The organism is Candidatus Saccharibacteria bacterium, from assembly GCA_017983775.1.
GTDB lineage: Bacteria > Patescibacteriota > Saccharimonadia > JAGOAT01 > JAGOAT01 > JAGOAT01.
On record JAGOAT010000017.1, the window covers coordinates 1 to 19,067 of the forward strand.

The 19,067-nt window shown below is 39.1% G+C and carries 15 protein-coding genes and 1 tRNA gene; 13 read left to right on the plus strand and 3 right to left on the minus strand.

The annotated features are described in order from the left end of the window. Positions 1–445: 445 nt before the first annotated feature. A complete protein-coding gene (locus KA531_02660) occupies positions 446–3,184 on the minus strand; it encodes a DUF11 domain-containing protein (GenBank protein ID MBP6005777.1) in 2,739 nt (912 codons plus the stop codon). 94 nt (positions 3,185–3,278) lie between these two features. On the opposite strand from KA531_02660, the gene KA531_02665 reads away from it, so the two are divergent. The 12 genes from KA531_02665 to KA531_02720 all read left to right on the plus strand — a co-directional run bounded on the left by KA531_02665 (position 3,279) and on the right by KA531_02720 (position 14,872). Beyond that, complete coding sequence (locus KA531_02665; GenBank protein ID MBP6005778.1) at positions 3,279–4,019, plus strand: DEAD/DEAH box helicase family protein; 741 nt, start codon at positions 3,279–3,281, stop codon at positions 4,017–4,019. Continuing rightward, positions 4,012–5,316, plus strand: a complete 1,305-nt coding sequence (locus tag KA531_02670) for a DUF1727 domain-containing protein (GenBank protein ID MBP6005779.1) — start codon at positions 4,012–4,014, stop codon at positions 5,314–5,316. Before KA531_02665 ends, KA531_02670 begins: the two co-directional genes overlap by 8 nt. Continuing rightward, on the plus strand, positions 5,313–6,020 hold the full coding sequence (locus KA531_02675) for a glutamine amidotransferase (GenBank protein ID MBP6005780.1): 708 nt from the start codon (positions 5,313–5,315) through the stop codon (positions 6,018–6,020). Before KA531_02670 ends, KA531_02675 begins: the two co-directional genes overlap by 4 nt. A gap of 42 nt (positions 6,021–6,062) precedes the next feature. Continuing rightward, complete coding sequence (locus KA531_02680) at positions 6,063–6,713, plus strand: transcriptional regulator (GenBank protein ID MBP6005781.1); 651 nt, start codon at positions 6,063–6,065, stop codon at positions 6,711–6,713. Further along, the gene (locus tag KA531_02685; protein ID MBP6005782.1) at positions 6,694–7,716 is read left to right on the plus strand and encodes an AI-2E family transporter; all 1,023 of its coding nucleotides are present in this window, start codon (positions 6,694–6,696) and stop codon (positions 7,714–7,716) included. Before KA531_02680 ends, KA531_02685 begins: the two co-directional genes overlap by 20 nt. Beyond that, positions 7,691–9,856, plus strand: a complete 2,166-nt coding sequence (locus tag KA531_02690) for a DNA translocase FtsK (protein ID MBP6005783.1) — start codon at positions 7,691–7,693, stop codon at positions 9,854–9,856. The genes KA531_02685 and KA531_02690 overlap by 26 nt, the downstream gene beginning before the upstream one ends. Next, positions 9,846–10,823, plus strand: a complete 978-nt coding sequence (locus KA531_02695) for a DUF4115 domain-containing protein (GenBank protein MBP6005784.1) — start codon at positions 9,846–9,848, stop codon at positions 10,821–10,823. Before KA531_02690 ends, KA531_02695 begins: the two co-directional genes overlap by 11 nt. A 76-nt stretch (positions 10,824–10,899) precedes the next feature. Then, the gene (recA, locus tag KA531_02700; GenBank protein ID MBP6005785.1) at positions 10,900–11,892 is read left to right on the plus strand and encodes a recombinase RecA; all 993 of its coding nucleotides are present in this window, start codon (positions 10,900–10,902) and stop codon (positions 11,890–11,892) included. Further along, the gene (locus KA531_02705; GenBank protein ID MBP6005786.1) at positions 11,867–12,358 is read left to right on the plus strand and encodes a PH domain-containing protein; all 492 of its coding nucleotides are present in this window, start codon (positions 11,867–11,869) and stop codon (positions 12,356–12,358) included. Before recA ends, KA531_02705 begins: the two co-directional genes overlap by 26 nt. Before the next feature lie 87 nt (positions 12,359–12,445). Next, complete coding sequence (locus KA531_02710) at positions 12,446–13,576, plus strand: peptidylprolyl isomerase (protein MBP6005787.1); 1,131 nt, start codon at positions 12,446–12,448, stop codon at positions 13,574–13,576. Continuing rightward, a complete protein-coding gene (locus KA531_02715) occupies positions 13,506–13,961 on the plus strand; it encodes a hypothetical protein (protein MBP6005788.1) in 456 nt (151 codons plus the stop codon). The genes KA531_02710 and KA531_02715 overlap by 71 nt, the downstream gene beginning before the upstream one ends. After that, positions 13,958–14,872, plus strand: coding sequence for a hypothetical protein (locus KA531_02720; GenBank protein ID MBP6005789.1), 915 nt, complete (start codon positions 13,958–13,960; stop codon positions 14,870–14,872). Before KA531_02715 ends, KA531_02720 begins: the two co-directional genes overlap by 4 nt. Positions 14,873–14,890: 18 nt before the next feature. Here KA531_02720 and KA531_02725 read toward each other — a convergent pair. Then, positions 14,891–14,965 (minus strand) — tRNA-Gly (locus KA531_02725). Positions 14,966–15,035: 70 nt separating this feature from the next. On the opposite strand from KA531_02725, the gene KA531_02730 reads away from it, so the two are divergent. Next, on the plus strand, positions 15,036–17,627 hold the full coding sequence (locus KA531_02730; protein MBP6005790.1) for a valine--tRNA ligase: 2,592 nt from the start codon (positions 15,036–15,038) through the stop codon (positions 17,625–17,627). 268 nt (positions 17,628–17,895) lie between these two features. On the opposite strand, the gene KA531_02735 is transcribed toward KA531_02730, so the two are convergent. Then, positions 17,896–18,951, minus strand: a complete 1,056-nt coding sequence (locus tag KA531_02735; GenBank protein ID MBP6005791.1) for a cadherin-like domain-containing protein — start codon at positions 18,949–18,951, stop codon at positions 17,896–17,898. Positions 18,952–19,067 lie beyond the last annotated feature (116 nt).

Consider the following 19,067-nt stretch of genomic DNA (forward strand, 5'->3'; position numbering starts at 1 on the left):
ATGAAGGAGAATAACTGTTTTGGACTAAAGGATACGGCTTGAGCTAGGAAGGTTACTTAGGAGTAAGTCCTTAGCTTGGGGAGACTAACCAGACTGCTAACTAACAGAAGACCTTACTGAAGGGGTGGATCCCCCGTATTGTCCTTCGGGCAATCGGAGGATGACAATACGGGGGAGGGTTTCGGAGGATGATCCCCGCCCCGTCATATTCCAAAATCCCGCAGGGATTTATGGGATATCCAGTATTTTGCATCAAAAGACTATCCAGATGTCAGTAGAAGTGGATCCCCCGTATTGTCCTGCGGACAGTCGGAGGATGACAATACGAGGGAGGGTTTCGGAGGATGACACAAGAGGATCCTAAGGACAATCGGAGAATGATGAGACAAAGAGGTCAGGGTTTCGGAGAATGATGAAGTAGGTCTAGGGTTTGAAGGGTGAATCCCTAAGACTGAGTATTAGCCCCAAGCTTCTTTCTTAGCAATATTACAGCTCCAGTAATAAAAAGGCCATATATAATAGCAAGTATTAGGGATTTACCTGTAGGAACCAGTTTACTAATTGGGGTTGATACGGGCTTATTGATATTAGTAGCTAAGGTAACCTTCAGTTCTGGCAAATCAGGTGTAGAGATGGTCTGGTCGGGTTGATTAGGTACTGAGATCAAGGCACTATTACCAATACTTTCTCCATTGCTAGCATTACCCTTGATACTTACTTCGAAGCTTATTATGCAATTAAGACCCAGGACAACCTGTATATCTGATAGATCAAGGTAATCTGAGCTTGAGCTATCTATCGGATTACCACAATTTTCATAGCTTAAATTACTAATATTTTCAGTGGCTTCAGGTATGGTGTCTGTTATTCGAACTCCGTTAGCAGTAGCTTCGCCAGTATTGATCAAAGTAATAGTATAACGCAAATTATCACCGGGACTGATTAGTCCTGCATTGAGATCTTCGACACTTTTGGTACTAGTAGCCAAATTGGGTCCTTGAATATCTACTAGTAGCTTATCTGCTCCAACGGGTGTAGGGTCATTGCCTTCTTCGTTTGCTTGTCCAATATCTACTGAATTAGTGATGACCTGTCCTCCAGTAGCATTTGGATCAACGGTAATACTGTAGGTAATTTGGCATGGAGAATTAGTTTCGATTGTAAGGTTTGCTACTTGGACAAGGTTGGATCTCGGGCTAACCGCATAATCGGGTCCACAGTTTGTCAGGTTACTAATAGTAGCTGTGTAGGGTAGGGTAATGGCCGGATCAGCTGGATCGGGATAGGTGTTAGTCTGGATAGCCCCTCCAGGAGTATCTGTTAGATCTACACCGGTTGCAGTAATTTCTCCAGCATTAACAATACTCACGGTGTATTCTACTGTTTGACCAGGCAAGACAATACCGTCGATAGCATTACTAGTTTTTGTTACAGTTAGACTTGGATAAAGTTTGACTACCATTGGTTCTGAACTAGCTTCTCCGCCAGTACCTCCTTCAATGGCGGGGCTAATGGTAGCAGTATTGATTATAGTATCATCATTATTTGCAGTAGTTTTGACATTGACGTCAAAGCCAATGATACAGCTCATATTAGTTGCAACAGAGATATTGGTTAGATTAATTTGGCTTGAGGTTGAAAGATTGATCGGTATTCCACAGTTGATCAAGGTAACATTTGTGATATTTTCAGTAAAGTTACTAATATCATCCACGACCTTGATGAGTGAAGCATTGATAGAACCAGTATTCTTGATCTCAATTTGGTAGTTCAAGGTGTCTCCAGGCTTGAGGTCACCACCATTGATGTCGGTCACCTTTTTGGTACTTGAAGAGAGGTTTGGTACTCCTGGGTTAGTAACCCCGTAGATTGCCACAGATGGACTATTGTCTGAAGTATCAAGGGTCTGGTCTATTTGAGTAGTCCCGACATAGGCAACAGCTCGGTTGGTATAGGTGCCAGGAATATTTGGAAAGCTAACATCAAAGCTTAGGGACTTGGATTGACCAGCAGGTATGGCAAATGGTCCACTCCAGATTCGATCAGAACCATTGACCAAAGGGTCAGCAGTATTGGTATTATCCCAGATACTTGAGCCACTGATATAGCTTGGTGTAGCTGGAGAGGTGGGAAGTATATCTTTGATTGAGTCTACAATCACCTCAGTAGAGCTAGTATTGGCTAAGGTCAGTGTGTAGGTGACAGTACCACCAGAATTGGAGCTACTGGGGTAGGCTGATTTGGTCAGTAATATTTTATTGCTTGCAGGAGGTACCGGAGGGATAATTGGGAAGTAGTCATCATCTATTGCAGTATGTTTTGTCTGTTGTCCACTAGCTATATAGGCAATCGGTCCGATTGGCGTATTACTACTAGTGGTACCACTAGTGGAGAATGTATAGGTAGCAGTATAATAGGTATGACCAGGGTTGGCAGCTTGGTAAGTCAAGGCATCATCTATAGTGATATTATTGGCACCAGTCATCACGATTTGAACATCCTTGAGGGTGAACTCATCTGGTAGCCAAGAAGCAAGAGCAGCAGGAGTGAATGATAAGGTGTCGCTTGCCCCGATGATTCCTGTTTGCCCTTTGACAACGATTGAGAAATCTCCACCTAGAGTAGGTGGAGTGACACTGACGGAAGTAACCTTATTGGCGTTGGCCTGGATAGTATCGGCTGCTCCGTCAAAGATATTGTCAACAGCGCTACAACGCGTATTGGCAAGGGCACCGACATAAGGGTAGCCATCTATTAGGTCTAGGGTAATGTAAGTGTAGCTAGTCGGAACAGCTTGCATATAGAGGTAAACGAATTTTGTCTCACCAGCAGACATCGGACCTATGTGGTAATAACCATCTTCGGTACTAGCGATATCTAGATTTGGATTATCAGTATTGTTATAACGAATCCAAACATCATTATAAGATGTTGAACTATCTGTTGTGACACTATAAGCCACATAGCCATTTTGGAGTAAAGGACTTGTGTCTTCATCGATGTAGAACATATCTGAGGAAATTCTATTGAAAGTAATCTGACCACCAGTAGTCATATCATAGCAATTGGTAGCAAAGTTAAGGGCATTAGCTGGATTGGGCTTGAGGACAATTCCTATTAAGCTGACAATTAACACAATAGAAAACATACTTATAAGGGTTTTGATTTTTGATTTTTTAATCATTCTTTCTCACTTTTATTAATTTTTTATGCTTATACTTCGTATGATACAAGATTTCCGAGCCTATCGCTAGTGTATTTGTGCTAAAATCTAGTTAATGCAGGCAAAAAAGATCATTGGTGTCGTGGGACAAACTGGATCAGGTAAAACAGCTCTTAGTTACCAGATAGCAGATTATTTGATTAGTAGGGGGCAAGAACCAATCATTATTCTGGCAGATTCTCGGACATTGTATAAAGACCTGAATATTGCCAGTGCCAAGCCAGATCAGACTTGGCTGAATCAGTACCAACACCGAATGGTTGATATCTTGGATGTTAATCAAGGTTATACAGTCTATCAATATCAGCAAGCCGTTAAGGATATCTTAGGTCAACTTGGTCAAAAACAAATACCAGTATTAGTTGGGGGTAGTGGGCTATATTTTGACTCGGTAATTTATGATTATCAATTTTCTGATCAAGAAGGCGATCAAGATAGAAAAGAATTAAAATATCAAGTAGAGATTTTTGGATTATGCTATCCAAAGCCCGAGTTAAAGTCAAGAATTATCAAGCGACTAGATCAGATGCTAGAAGCTGGATTGCTTAAGGAGATAGAAGGTGTGATTAGAAAACACGGTGCAGATTGTATAGCATTAAGATCAATTGTTGCCAACAGGATTAGGGATTATTTGCTAGGATTGAATAATATTACTGAAACAAGGAGGTTGATTGTAGCTGATAATTTAAGTCTTGCTAAGCGCCAAATGACCTGGTTTAAGCGGACTCCAGAGATTGATTGGAATCTTGATGACCAACAAATATCTGAGCGTCTTGGAGATCTTATCAATGTATAGACTCAAGATAATTATTATTGTCTGGACCGTTAAGCTAGTAGCTAAGCTCTCTCGCCTATTTGGATATCAAGCTAGTACATTACCTGGATTAATTGGTTATAAGCTAGATCATCAATTATTAGCTGACATTTTAGTTGGTTATCAAGGTCAGATTATCTTGGTATCTGGTACTAATGGTAAGACTACCACTACCAAGCTAATTGCTGACTTCTTGATCTCGCAAGGCAAGAGTATCATCACCAATGACACTGGCTCCAACCTGGAGAGAGGAATATTAACCAGTTTAATCTTAGGATCAGATTGGCAAGCAAACCTTAAGCAAGATTATTTAGTGATTGAGATCGATGAAGCGGAGTTAGCTAGGATAGTTATCACATTAGACCCAGATTATTTAGTATTAATCAATTTGAGTCGGGATCAACTGGATCGTTATGGAGAGATCGATATATTGGCAGGCAAGATTGGAGATGCTATTCGGGGTCTAAAATCTCAATTAATTATCAATGCCGATGATCCCTTATTCTTTAATTTGAATACAGAGTCGGATAGGATTAATTATGGCTTTGGTTTTCCGGATAAAGAGATTGTTTCAGAAACTTATTTATCTGATATGCCTTATGAGCAGTCTAGCGGAGAAAGGATCAAATATCACAATCGCTATTTGGGTCACCTGGGAGAATATTATACCGATAGTCAGAGACTAATTCGGCCAAAACTGGATTATAACCTCAATAATGTTGATCTTGACTTGGGTGAGTTTGCTATTAATGACCGGGCTTTTAAGACTAATTTAATAGGAATATATAATTACTATAATATTTTAGCTAGCTATAGCTTGATCAATATTTTGGGTTTTGATCAGCAATCATATCGAGATTTTTTGCCAAACTTTCAGCCAGCACAGGGTAGAAGTCAGAAGCTGAAGCTTGAGGGTAGAAAACTAACAATTGCTCTAGCCAAAAACCCAGTCGGGATGAATCAAGTGATTTATTATCTGATTAATTCTGGGATATATCAAAAGGTAGTGATTCTAGTTAATGACAGAGTAGCTGATGGGCAAGACATATCTTGGCTTTATGATTGTGGCTTTGAAAGGATCAAGCCGGATATTAATCTCTACGCTGGAGGCGTTAGATTTGAAGATCTAGCATTGAGGCTAACAGTATCTGGGTTAAGGCCTAGTTTATTACCAACACTTAGTAAACAATCAATCTTGGAAGGTACGGATACTGATGATCAGATTCTTCTAGTCCCAAATTATACGGCTATGCAAGATTTATTTGGGGTTTTGCAATGAAGATTAGATTGCTTTATCTTTATCCCGAAGTCATGAATACCTACGGTGATAGGGGAAATGTTATGTTTTTGGAAGCTAGAGCGCAGGATTATGGTATTGATCTCACTACTGATTATTATACGCTGGGTGATCATCTGGATATTAGTTCCTACCAACTACTATTCTTTGGTGGGGGTCAAGACAAAGGACAGGATCTTATAGCAAATGATCTGCTGAGTAACCAGGATCAGTTTGGGCAAGCTTTCAGAAATAATATTGCTGGTCTCTTGATTTGCGGAGGATATCAAATGTTTGGCAAGAGTATCGAGCTCGCCAATGGTGAAAAACTTAATGGACTTGAAATCTTGCCAGTTAGGACACTAGTCGGTAGTAAGCGCAAAATTGGTAATTTATTAGTGAGGTCACAAGAGTTTGGGCAGTTGATTGGATTTGAAAATCATAGTGGAAACACAATCTTAGAAGATCCTAAGCAAGCCTTGGGCGAGACTATTATGGGTTATGGTAATAATGATTCAGCAACAAGTGAAGGTATAATCTATAGTAATTTAATAGGCACCTACATGCATGGACCATTTTTACCCAAGAATATCCAGGTTGCAGATTGGTTACTTGGCAGGGCTCTTGATAGAGATTTGCAGACCAATACCAGCTCAGCTCTTTATCAGGCTTCAATCAAGGCTCGAGAAGCGAGTCTATTGAGCTAAAAATGTATTCGCAAACTTCAAAATTCCTGATATAATATGCGTATGCTAGATCAATTATTTGGCTCCAAAACAAGAGTAAAACTCCTAACCCTATTTTATAATAATGTCGATCGTCCATATTATGTCAGAGAGATCACAAGAAAGATTGATGAGCAAATCAATTCAGTTAGGCGTGAATTGCAAAACCTTCTATCAATCGGTATTCTCAAGTCAGTCTCTCGCTCGAATCGTTTGTATTACGAAGTAGATCCAGGATTCAAGTTCTTTAAACAATTTGAGCAAATTTTTCAAAATTTGGATCAGGCAGACGCTACTGATGATAATCTCAATAAGGAAGAAGAGAAAATTACTCGTTTGATTCGTAAGACTGGTAATGTTAAGTTGCTATTTCTAAGTGGGTCTTTCGTCAGAGGATCCAGACAGATGATTGATATTTTTGTGGTCGGAGATCTCAACAAAACTCAATTGACTAATGCAGTAGAAGTACTAGAGCAAGATATGAACCGTGAATTAAATTATACAGCTATGAGGATAGAAGATTTTGATTATCGTCGTAACCTTAATGATCGATTTTTGACAGATATTCTGGATTCTAAGAAGATTGTGTTGATTGATGAGCTTGGCTTGTACCATAAATCAGTTGGGATTAAGGGACAATCAGAGGAAGATTTTAGTGAAAGAGATCAAGGTTAGTTTTTCTATCCCCTCAATTATTCAGGTGATTGGGGTTCTAGTCGGGATTGTGGTAATCTGGAATCTCAAGTCGGTCTTAATCCCTCTGCTTGTCAGTGTGATAGTAGCAGTAGCTCTTAACCCAATCGTTCAGATGATGACCAAACGCAAAATCCCAAGACCTTTAGCCGTTTTGATCGTTTTTGCCATATTAGTAGCCCTATTAATCACCTTGATTGGTTTGGTAATCCCCATTATTGCAAGTCAAATTGGTGAGATTGTCAATCAGGGTCCAACTATTGCGACTCAATTCAAAGATTTATTAACAAACATAGGGTTACCCAATAATATAATTCAAGAGATTAATATTGAGAGAATCGGGCACTATGCCAGCCAGCTAGAAGGCCAGATTAGTGGGTCGGTTGGAACGCTGGTCAATGGATTGGCTCAGTTTATTACCATCATTGTTTTTATAGTATATTTATTACTAGGCAGTAGCACTATTGGTGCTAGTTATGATCGAGTAGTAAAAGACTGGCCAATTCGTGATCGATTAATCAAGGTTGGTGATAAGATTAGCCAAAAGCTTAATTATTGGCTAAGAGGTCAGATTGTCTTGTCATTTGTGATTTTTGGCTTTAGTTATCTGGGATTGAGGTTTATTGGGGTAGAAAGTGCCTTTACCTTGGCGGTGATTGCTGGCATGACTGAAGCTATTCCAATCATAGGGCCTATAATCGCAGGTGTAATCGCTAGCTTGGTAGCACTGGTGACCTCACCAGTTCAGGCAATTCTGGTAGCACTGTATTATATTATTCTGCAACAACTAGAGAATAACCTGATAGTCCCCTTTGTGATGAGGAAAGCTTTGGGCTTACCACCTTTGACCGTGCTATTTGCCTTGCTAGTTGGGGCAAAGCTTCTGGGGTTTGTTGGGGTAATATTTGCGGTACCACTAGCGTCAATTATTACAATTACTGTGGAGGAATTTTTAAACAATGGCGAAGAAACAAAGCAAAACTAAGAAAAAACCCAAGGAAGTTAAGACAAAAGAGCTTACCTTTAACCCAATCAAATACGAGATATTCGCTGTTATAATTGGGTTCTTGGCAATTATGCTGTTAGCTGCTAGTTTTAATCTAGCAGGAGGATTGGGGGAGGCAATCTTGTCAGGGTTTAAGGTAATTTTTGGCTCAGCAGTCTATGTCTTTATCCTGACACTGTTAATCTATGCCTATCAATTATTTCGACTAGAGGATTTCCCGAAAAAGTTTCGGTTTGTTGCTTTATTTATAGTACTGGTTAGCCTAGCAGGTATATTTGGGATTCTGTCTGAGGATAAACAGTTTGGGATTGAGGTAATCAAATCCTATGGGGGGTTGATCGGTTGGGCGTTAGACAGTATATTGGTTGGGTTGATTGGTAAGCCGCTAAGCTTGTTATTGATGGTGATTATTGGATTAATTGGGTTAATCTTAGCATCTGATAAAAGTATTAAAGATTTATTTGGAAATCAAAAGGTGGTTGATGATAAAAATCAGGATCAACAGCTAAGTAAGGATACAAAATCACAAGATCTAGCCCAAGACCTCAATCGTCTAGCGATTAGGGGGACAATCGATGCCAGTGGGGATAAGAAGTCGGCTAGTAAAGAACAAGAATCAGTTAAGCAAAGCAAACCTCTCTCTGCTCTGGTTCTTGAAAGTGACCCAGATTGGCAAGCTCCAAATCCTGAGTTTCTTGAAGCTACTACGACCAAGCCAGACGCAGGCGATGTCAAAGAAAATGCCAAGACTATCAAGAATACATTTGCGGATTTTAATATTGCAGTTGAAATGCATGGAGTTAATATTGGACCAACTGTTAGTCAATATAGCTTAAAACCACCCCCAGGAGTTCGTTTGGTCAAATTGACTACACTTGATCATAATTTAGCCCTGGCTCTAGCAGCTCACCCAATTCGAATAGAAGCTCCAATCCCCGGTAAGAGCTTAGTCGGGGTGGAGATGCCTAACAAGCGTCCAGCAGTTGTCAGGATGAGAGATAGTCTTTTTGCAAAATCAATGCAATCCAACTCAGATCCACTAAGTTTTGTAATTGGTAGAGATGTCAATGGGGAAGTAGTAACGGCAAATCTTGCTAAGATGCCCCATCTTTTAATTGCCGGAGCGACTGGCTCGGGGAAGTCAGTAACAGTTAACTCCTTAATCATTAGCATGCTCTATCGCAATTCTCCCAACCAACTAAAATTGATCTTAGTAGATCCAAAAAGAGTAGAAATGACTCTCTATAATGATATCCCCCATCTACTGACACCAGTAATAGTGGAACCAGAAAAAACAGTTTCAGCACTGCGTTGGGCTGTAGCAGAGATGGATAGGCGTTATCGCACATTGTCTAGCCATAGAAAACGTAACATTGATGAATATAATGAGATCGAGGATCAGGATAATATGCCCTATATTGTGATTGTAATCGATGAATTGGCAGATCTGATGGCAGTGGCAGCTAATGAAGTAGAAGGACTAATTGTCAGGTTGGCTCAAATGGCAAGGGCAGTTGGCATTCACTTAGTTTTAGCTACCCAGAGGCCAAGTGTCGATGTAATTACCGGCCTTATTAAAGCCAACTTTCCAGCACGGATTGCCCTGTCTACTACATCACAGATTGATTCTAGAACAATTATTGATCAAGCTGGGGCTGAGAAATTACTTGGTAAAGGGGATTTATTACTGGTCACTCCAGATTTTCTTAAGCCAAGGCGGGTTCAGGGAGTGTTTCTCAGTGAGAAAGAGGTCAGTAGTGTGACAAATTTCTTAAGAGAACAAAGACCTCCTAGCTATGATCAAGAGATTCTTGCCCAAGCTGCAAAATTGGGCAACAAAAGCTCAGCTAGTTTTGGAGGGGGAGAGGATCAAGATGATTTATATCAAGATGCCCTTGAGGTAGTAATCAGCTCAGGTAACGCTTCAGCTTCAATGCTTCAGAGGCGATTGAGGGTTGGTTTTCAGAGGGCTTCAAGACTTCTTGATATGATGGAAGAAAATGGTATTATCGCTCCTCAAGATGGGCAGAGATCTAGAGAGGTTTTGGTTGACTCAGTTGATCAAGCCAATCAGCTCTCAAATTTAGAAGACCAAGAATCAGAAATTGATGAGTATTGATAAGACACCACCCAATCTAATAGATTTAGGGGCAACTCTTAAATCTGCTCGAACTAAAAGAAAGATGAGCTTGACCCAAGCTGAGAAAGCTACAAAGATCAGGGTATCTATTCTAGAAAAGATTGAATCAGGAGACTACAATCTCGATGTTTATTGGTCAGGTCTGGTTTATAATTATGCAAGATTACTTGGGGTAGAATCTGATATCAAATTTGATCAGAATAGGAGTTCATTACTAGAATCAAGTATCTTTTCAGTAAGACCTATCAATGACAAAAGATTGATATTTACGCCAAAAACATTTCTATTCATTGTTCTTACTTCTATATTTGGGGCGATTATGATATTCCTGACAATTCAGTTGCGAGTCTTGCTTTCTAGTCCAGAGATTGAGCTAGATAATATTGATCAAGTAATTACTATTAATCAACGGATATTTGAGCTGAGTGGTAATGCGGATAGCGATAGTGATGTGTTCATTAATGATTCACCAGTTTTGAGTAATCAAGATGGGAGCTTTAGCGAGGTGATTACTTTGGCTGAGGGCTATAATCAGCTGGTAGTCTCAGCAAGAAACCGTTTGGGTAAACAGACTGATAAAGAGGTTACTATCATTGTAGATGCACCGAAAATATTCAAGGTGACTGAGCAAGAGCAGCAAACCGAAGAGGAAGAAACTAGTTCGACTGGGGTTACTCTGGATCTAAAGATTGAAAATAGTGCCACATGGTTGGTAGTTATTGCAGATGGTATAGAGGTGTTCCGTGGTACGTTACTTGCTGGGGTTGAGCAAGAATTTCAGGCCAAGGAACAAATCACACTTACTACTGGAAATGCTAAAAGTACACAATTGACCTTGACCAATGATAAGGTTAAAGATTATCAGATAGGAGAGCTTGGAGCGGCAGGTGAGGTCAAGCGAGATTTGGTCTTTACTAGAGATACTGAGTTTGGTCAGCAAGAGTAGACAATGCTAATGTTTGCTCTATATTCGTATTTATAATACAATAGTGGATAATAATCTATATTAACCAGGAGGAATTATGAGTAACACAAAAGATCCAGCCAAGTCAAAAGCAATTGATATGGCGCTTGAGCAGATTGAAAGACAGTTTGGCTCAGGAGCGATTATGCGCTTTGGCCAAGGACAGAAGGTCCAGGTAGAGACTTTTTCCACGGGCAGTCTAAACTTAGATGAAGCGCTTGGCGGTGGTTTACCAAAAGGTAGAATAATAGAAATATATGGTCCAGAATCAAGTGGTAAGACTACTTTGTCATTGCATGCAGTTGCTGAAGTACAAAAGGCAGGTGGGACAGCAGCTTTTATTGATGCAGAACACGCTCTGGATCCAGAATATGCAAGCAAGATCGGTGTCAAGCTTGATGAGCTTTTGATCTCCCAGCCTGACAATGGGGAGCAAGCTTTGGAAATATGCGAGACACTAGTTCGTTCAGCAGCAGTTGATATTGTAGTGGTCGATTCTGTAGCAGCCTTAGTACCAAAAGCAGAGATTGATGGCTTGATGGGGGATAGTCACGTTGGGTTGCAAGCTAGACTGATGTCTCAAGCTTTAAGAAAGTTGACCGGGATCATTTCTAAGTCCAATACGACTGTGATATTTATTAATCAATTGCGTCACAAGATTGGTGTAATGTTTGGCAATCCTGAAACCACACCAGGAGGTCAGGCTTTGAAATTTTATGCTTCAGTTAGACTTGATATCCGTAGGACTGAGAGGCTAACCAAGGAACAAGAACAGGTAGGTAATAGAGTTAAAGTCAAGGTTATAAAAAACAAAATTGCTCCCCCATTTAAGATTGCTGAGTTTGATATTATGTTCAATCAAGGGATATCTAGAAGTGGCGAGGCATTAGATATTGGATTGGAGCTTGGGTTGATTAAAAAATCAGGCTCCTGGTATAGTTATGGTGAAGACAAAATTGGACAGGGCGCACAGGCCGCTAAAGAATTCTTAGAAGCAAATCCCAAAATATTAGATAAAATTGTGCATGAAGCAAAAACTAAATCTAAATAAAGACTTACCCCATTATTTTTTACATCAAGATGAGGTGGGACTTGCCTTATATAGACATTATCCTTTGAAATTACGATGGCCATTCTATGGGTTTTTCTTTGGTTTAATCATGGCTATTTTGATCCAACTATATACTAAATATACATTAGAATATTTAATCTTGATACCGACTGGATTGATATTTTTGAGAGGGCTGATTGGATGGTATTATAGCTATGTTTTGGTGACTAACTATCAGGTATTGAGTATAGAGCAAAAAGGGTTGTTTAATAGAGAGATTCGTCAAATACAACTTAAGAATATTCAGAATGTCAATTTTGCCCAGAGGGGGTTAGTTGCTAGTTTGCTTGGATATGGTGATATTGAGGTAGTAGCTACGTTTAGCAATGAAATCTTTTATTTTAAATCAATTATGAAGCCACAGGATTTACAAAATATTCTGATGCGCTTAATTAGCCAGTTGTAACAAGATCTCAAGATTAGAGCTAGGAGCAAATTGTTTATATAATTTTAGTCTGCTATATTTTATTCTTTACATGCTATAATTATAACCATGAGTAATAAGAAGATAGATACCCCGACAAAACCAAAAAGTGTTAGTTCAGTTTCAGTAAAAGAAAAAAGGCTTTCATCAATAAGTAGTAAGATTAATTTTCAAGACAAACTAAGTAGGGTTAAGTCTAAATCTAGAATCAACTTTGTTAGAAAGCATTTGATAGCTGGATTAGGAGTAATTGTCGGATTGATAATATTACTATTGGTGGGTGTAGGTGTAGCAATTTATGGCTTTAAGTCTGAAAATAAATTGGTATATAGGGTCAGTCGAATAGTGCATTATCCGGTAGTAACAATTGACTCGAAGGTTTTCCCCTGGCTTAGCACAAATTCAGCAGGATATGATCAATATCTTTATTATTTAGAGGCTACAAAACAAGGCGAGAAAATCGTTAGAGAGAGACAAGGGAATACTGCCGAAATCAGTGAAGAGGATTATTTGCAGCTAAAATCAGAGATTCTAGACAATCTGGGAGATCGTCTGATTTTGGATGCAGAGGCTAAGAAGAGGAATATTGATGTTACAGATCAAGAAATCCAAGATAGATATAGTCAACTGGTTGAGAATTCTGGGGGAGAAGAGCAAGCTAAGAGTTTTATTAGAGATTATTTTGGCTGGTCAGTAGAAGAATGGCAGGAAAATATCTTAAAGAAAGGTTTACTTGAGGAAAAATTAGCTAAGACACTATCAGAAGATCAGGGATTAAAAGATCAGGCTAGAGTACGAGCAGAAGAGGTTTTATCGAAGGTTCAGGCTGGTGAAGACTTTGCAGAATTAGCCAAGCAGTATTCCGAAGACAGTAGTGCTGAAAATGGAGGAGATCTTGGGGTGATAGAAAAAGGAGTTACCGTAAAGAGCTTTGAAGATGCAGCCTTTGCCCTGGACAAAGATCAGACTAGTGGGATAGTTGAAACTGAATATGGATTTCATATTATCAAAGTCAACGATAAAAGTGACGATAAGATTAGGGTATCCCATATCTTGATCAAAGCAGTCAGTTTTGAAAGTTGGATGGAACAAGCTAGAGAGGATTACAACTTGGAGTTGGTTATCAATTTTGATAAAAAATCTGAATCTACCCAAGATTCAGATAGTAACTCAGATCAATCCCCAGAATCAGGAGAATAATTTTTTGATAAACAATCTTGCTAGTAATATCAAGAACGCCTTTGTCAGGTTGTTTGTCGATAAGGTTAGTTTGAGCTTGCTAATTAGTGGACTTATTGTTTTTGCGTTGATGTTAATTCTAGCCTTTTTAAGAATTAGACCAAGTGCTATTGATATACCTTTGGGCTTCAATTCTTATCTCAAAGTTGATAATCTAGGTGCATGGCATCAGATATTTTATCTACCAGCATTCGGTCTATTTTGCATAATTGCAAATGTGTTACTCGTTTTGAATTCAGATACTAGCAAGAAGTTGACTCAATACTTATTACTGGCTACAAATTTAATTTTAATCTTAACACTAGTGGTTATAATCAATCTAACTAGCCTGACTTTTATTAGATGAAAAAATATTTAGCTGGGATAGTCTGGTCTTTGATGGTAGGCTTGGCTTTTGCTGTGATTGCTAGCATTTATTATATTTACGCACAAAATACTAACCAATTGAGTCAAGAAGTTGCACGTGATTGGCAGAGTTTGATCAATGGCTCAGATCAATTGACCGAAGATCTTGACCAGTCACTTAGTAATTTTGATTATCCGGCAATAGGGCAACATTTCACTAAGTACCACCAATTAGTAGATTCACAGAAGCTTAGTTTGCAAGAAGATCGAGGAAAGTTGGTCGACCAAAATTTGTTGATTAATTATCGAGATTTTTTAGAAATCTTTTGGAAATATACTAGACAAATGGAGGCAATGGCAACCAATCTAGCATTATTGAAGAGCCAAGATTTTTCAGAGCTTAATATTCTCCGCGAAGATGCAAAAAATCGAAGCTTAGAACTGGCGGGTGATTTTGAAATTATCCAGGGTCAGTTATCGGAAAAAATTTGGGATTTTGATTTAATTTTTGATCAAGGCAAGGAAGCTTTGAGCAAACAGGTTGATATTACGGATGTAGAGAGCGAACAAGAAGATCAAAATATTGAGACTATTAGAGAAACAGCTACAACAATCTTGGAGGCCTGGATTGATGCTGAAGTATCAGTAGTCAAGGCGTATTATACAGATCAAATGGCTAAGAAAATTGATTTTGATCAAATGATCAAAGGATCTAGAAAATATCAAGTACCCGAGAGATTTGGCATAGATTATATTGAAAAAGAAGGAGATCAATATCTAGCAGGGTTTAAGATGTTTTATGCATTTCCAGGAGAAGTTGACCAGTATAGCTCCATTCAATCAAGTGTTTTTTATTTTAAGTATGATAGCAACTTAAAACTTTGGTTGATTGCTGATCAGAAGGCTCAATAGATCTGGCTGTAATATTCTTGGAGCGGGTGACGGGAATCGAACCCGTATCCTCAGCTTGGAAGGCTGATATAATAGCCTTTATACAACACCCGCAACCAAGATATATGATACCCGATTTATTCAATATTGGCTAGTAGCTACTTATCCTGATATACTAGTTGTTATGTTAAATAAGGTCTACAAAGCTCAAGATTATGAGCAAAAAATCTATAGGCAGTGGGATCAGTCTGGTGCATTTAAGCCGAGTAATAATTCAGGTAGGCCATTTTCAATCCCAATGCCACCACCTAATGCCACTGGAGTATTGCATATCGGACACTGTATGATGCTTGCCATCCAAGATTCTTTAGTTAGATTTAATAGGATGAAGGGTAGACCTACGCTCTGGATTCCTGGTACAGATCATGCTGGGCTGGCTACTAATGCTGTGATTGAGAAACAGCTTCTTGAAGAGGGTACCAATAAATATCAGATTGGCAGGGAAGCTTTTGTTTCTCGAACAAAGACTTTTGTTGAGAATAGTAGAGATACAATTAAGGAACAAGTCAAATTGATGGGTGCCAGTTGTGATTGGTCTAGGGAAAGATATACTTTTGAGCCAGGGATGAACCAGTTGGTCAGTAGAATGTTTGTCAAGATGTATCAAGATGGCTTAATCTATAGGGGGCATCGGATAGTCAACTGGGATCCCAATCTGATGACTAATGTTTCAGATGATGAAGTAGAGTATAAGCTAGAGAAAACCAATCTGTATTATCTCAAATTTGGTCCGTTTACGATTTCAACCGCTCGTCCCGAAACAAAATTTGGTGATAAATATGTAGTAGTTCATCCGGATGATCCTAGATATCAAGGTTTTCAACATCGACAAGAGTTAGAAGTTGACTGGGTAGGTGGAAAAATTACAGCAACAGTAATCAAAGATGATGCAATTGACATGGATTTTGGTACCGGTGCTATGACAATTACACCCTGGCATGACGCTCTAGATTTCGAGATTGCTAATAGACATGATTTAGACAAGGAGCAAATAATTGATTTTGATGGGAAGATGCTTGGGGTTGCTGGTGATTGTCGGGGAATGACAATCTTGGAAGCTAGAGAAAAGGTAGTTGAAATATTAGATAGTAAAGGGCTTCTGGTAAAGATTGATCCAGATTATCAACATAATATTGCTATCAATTCTCGTAACAAGGGCGTGATTGAGCCTCAGATTCGTTTGCAATGGTTTATCGATGTCAATCGCAAGGCTGTTGATTGGAAGGGTCAAAAACTCAGTCTCAAGCAAGTGATGCAGGAGGTCGTCAGGGATCATTCTATCGAGATAATTCCTGGGTATTTTGACAAGACATATTTTGCCTGGATTGATAATCTCAAGGACTGGTGTATTTCTCGTCAGATATGGTGGGGACATCAGATTCCAGTCTGGTATCGGGATCAAGAAGTTTATGTTGGTTTATTGCCACCCGAGCATGATGGCCAAGGTCAGTGGGAGCAGGATCCTGATACTTTGGATACTTGGTTTAGTTCTGGTCTTTGGAGTTGGAGTACATTGATTGACGATAAGCTTGCTCAAGATCCCAAATTGTCACTAGAGCAATTACTAGATAGGAGCCAAGATTATCAAAGGTTTCATCCAGTTTCCTTACTGGAGACTGGGTATGATATCATCTTCTTCTGGGTAGCAAGAATGATTCTGATGACTACCTATGCTACAGGTCAAGTACCTTTCAAGAAAGTTTATTTGCATGGCTTAGTGCGGACTAAATCTGGCAAAAAGATGAGTAAGTCAGATCCAGCAACAATCATTGACCCATTGGAGATTGTGCCAGAGTATGGTGCGGATGCCCTTAGATTAGCTATGTTGGTTGGGATGAGTCCAGGTAGTGATAGTAAGATTTATCTTGAGAAGATTGCTAAACACCGTAATTTTTGTAATAAACTTTGGAATGTTGCTAGATATGTAGAATCAAGCCAGATTGATCTAGATCAGAAACTTGTTATAAGTAGTTCGCATGATCATTATATTGTTGAGCGACTTAATCAACTTATTAAAGAGGTTGATGCTGGTTTTGAGTCTCACAATCTATCAATAGTTGGTCAAAGTCTTGAAAGTTTTCTATGGGATGATTTTGCAGATTGGTATATTGAAGCTTCTAAGGTCGAACCCAACCCAGTCTTGGCGAGAGCTATTTTACTCGAATATCTGAAGCTTCTTCATCCTCTTGCTCCATTTATCACAGAGGCAATATGGCAGGAGCTTGAAGGTCAAGGTTTATTAATCAGTGCTAATTGGCCAGATATCTGGACTAACCATCTTGCCACTAAAGCCATAGATTTCAATCAAGTTAAAGCCATAGTTGAGGAAGTTCGTTCGATTAACGCCGAATTGGATGATTCTGGGCTAGTTATTGATTTTGAAAACTCTGACTGGGTAGATTATAGGGAATTGATAAAGTTTTTGACAAGAAGTAGTGATAAGCGTCCGGATAATCCAGTTATTCTGAAATCAGTCTCAAGTAATTTAGGGTTATTACTAGAGCTTAGTCAGGCAAAATACCTTGATCAGAAATTGAAAGCCAAGCTTAGTCGTGAATTACAAGCAGAGCAGAATTTGGAGTCTAGGCTAAAGAATAAGTCATATATTGATAAAGCCCCAGAGGAGAAGGTGGCAGAGACCAGGCAAGACCTTGCAAGGGTTCAGCAAAATATTAATAAGCTCAAAGCTCAGATCGATCAACTCTCTGACTTGTAATAGATTTTCTATTCATCAAGTCACTATTTAGTATCCATCGCTTATTTTTCGCATAATCCTAATAGAAAATCTCAGTAGGTGTGGATCCCCCGTAAACCCTTAGGGTTTCGGAGGATGACACCCTCTACGTCATCTTTGGGTTGCCCGGAGGGTAAGACCTGAGATCCAGTATTCCGGATTTTTCTAAATTCAGAAAGAAGAGGGCAGGAGAGAATCTGCGGTTCTGGGTATGACAAAAGACTCTACTGGTAATGTTAGGTGGAAGCTCCTAGCTATTCTTTCGAAGCTTGTAAACAGAAAGAATAATCGCACTTGCTATTACTGAGAACAAGGCTACCGGTATACCAGCCTTGGGTAGGGTTGATACTTGGGCAATAGTAACATCTTTGGTATTAGTATCAGATACGCCTAGAACATTGATAGTTAGTGTCGAAGTAGTTAGACCACCATTACCATCATCTATGGTGTATTCGATTACAGTTGTACCAGTGAAGCCATCACTTGGTTGGTAGGTAATAGTACCATCATCATTAATGATCAAGGTACCCATGGTATCTCCCGAGCTGATCATTACTGATGTAACAACTAAGCTATCATTATCAAGGTCATTGTCATTTGCTAAAACATCGATAGTGATTGATTGACCTGTACTGACTTGAGCAGTATCAGGGTTAGCCACTGGTAGTTGGTTGTCATTACAGTCATCGGTGACGTTGAAGGTGACATTAACAATGGAATATTCAACGTCAAATTCTGATATTGAATCTTCCACTGCCAGTAGATAGCGCGAATCTTCAGTAACTAATACTGGTGTATCAAATGTTTGAGTAGCGGTAATAGTTCCATCGGTTGATGTGATTTCCCCAACCCCAAATCCATTAGCAAACACTCCCTCAAATAAGTTTGACGAGAAAGTCCCAGTATCGCTAATACTGACGCCTGCATCTTCGCTTAAGCCAATAGCAAACCCAAACATTATGTTTATTGGCTCAACTACAGCTATTTGTAAGGTTGCTTTATTGAGATATCTAGTGCAGTTAACAGGAGCTTGAGGAATCACGAACATTGTATCAAATCCACTTTCAGAATTTATTGACTGACCTAGAAGACCAGTGCTAATAGGAAACGTACCTGAAAAGTTTGTCAAAAAGTCATCAAAAAAATCTACACCTTGTGTGCCGGTGTAAGGATCTCCAATAAGGGGTTGATTGGCGACTGATGAAATATCGAAAGTTGTTATAGCAGCTTCAATACTAGTCAGTGGCAAGAAAGCCATCATAGACAGTGAAGCTAACAAGGTTAATTTATTAATGATTTTTGACATTGTATTTTTGTCTCTCCTATTTAAAAATTTAATATTGAAATCATTATAGAACTTATGTTTATAAAAGTAAAGTAAAATTATATACTATAAAGTATCAAGAAAGTATTGGCTATTAT

Excerpts from the sequence above, each read along its gene's own strand:
- KA531_02660 (MBP6005777.1), bottom strand. The coding sequence starts at position 3,184 with ATGATTAAAAAATCAAAAATCAAAACCCTTATAAGTATGTTTTCTATT.
- KA531_02665 (MBP6005778.1), top strand. The coding sequence starts at position 3,279 with ATGCAGGCAAAAAAGATCATTGGTGTCGTGGGACAAACTGGATCAGGT.
- KA531_02670 (MBP6005779.1), top strand. The coding sequence starts at position 4,012 with ATGTATAGACTCAAGATAATTATTATTGTCTGGACCGTTAAGCTAGTA.
- KA531_02675 (MBP6005780.1), top strand. The coding sequence starts at position 5,313 with ATGAAGATTAGATTGCTTTATCTTTATCCCGAAGTCATGAATACCTAC.
- KA531_02680 (MBP6005781.1), top strand. The coding sequence starts at position 6,063 with ATGCTAGATCAATTATTTGGCTCCAAAACAAGAGTAAAACTCCTAACC.
- KA531_02690 (MBP6005783.1), top strand. The coding sequence starts at position 7,691 with ATGGCGAAGAAACAAAGCAAAACTAAGAAAAAACCCAAGGAAGTTAAG.
- KA531_02695 (MBP6005784.1), top strand. The coding sequence starts at position 9,846 with ATGAGTATTGATAAGACACCACCCAATCTAATAGATTTAGGGGCAACT.
- recA (MBP6005785.1), top strand. The coding sequence starts at position 10,900 with ATGAGTAACACAAAAGATCCAGCCAAGTCAAAAGCAATTGATATGGCG.
- KA531_02705 (MBP6005786.1), top strand. The coding sequence starts at position 11,867 with ATGAAGCAAAAACTAAATCTAAATAAAGACTTACCCCATTATTTTTTA.
- KA531_02710 (MBP6005787.1), top strand. The coding sequence starts at position 12,446 with ATGAGTAATAAGAAGATAGATACCCCGACAAAACCAAAAAGTGTTAGT.
- KA531_02720 (MBP6005789.1), top strand. The coding sequence starts at position 13,958 with ATGAAAAAATATTTAGCTGGGATAGTCTGGTCTTTGATGGTAGGCTTG.
- KA531_02730 (MBP6005790.1), top strand. The coding sequence starts at position 15,036 with ATGTTAAATAAGGTCTACAAAGCTCAAGATTATGAGCAAAAAATCTAT.
- KA531_02735 (MBP6005791.1), bottom strand. The coding sequence starts at position 18,951 with ATGTCAAAAATCATTAATAAATTAACCTTGTTAGCTTCACTGTCTATG.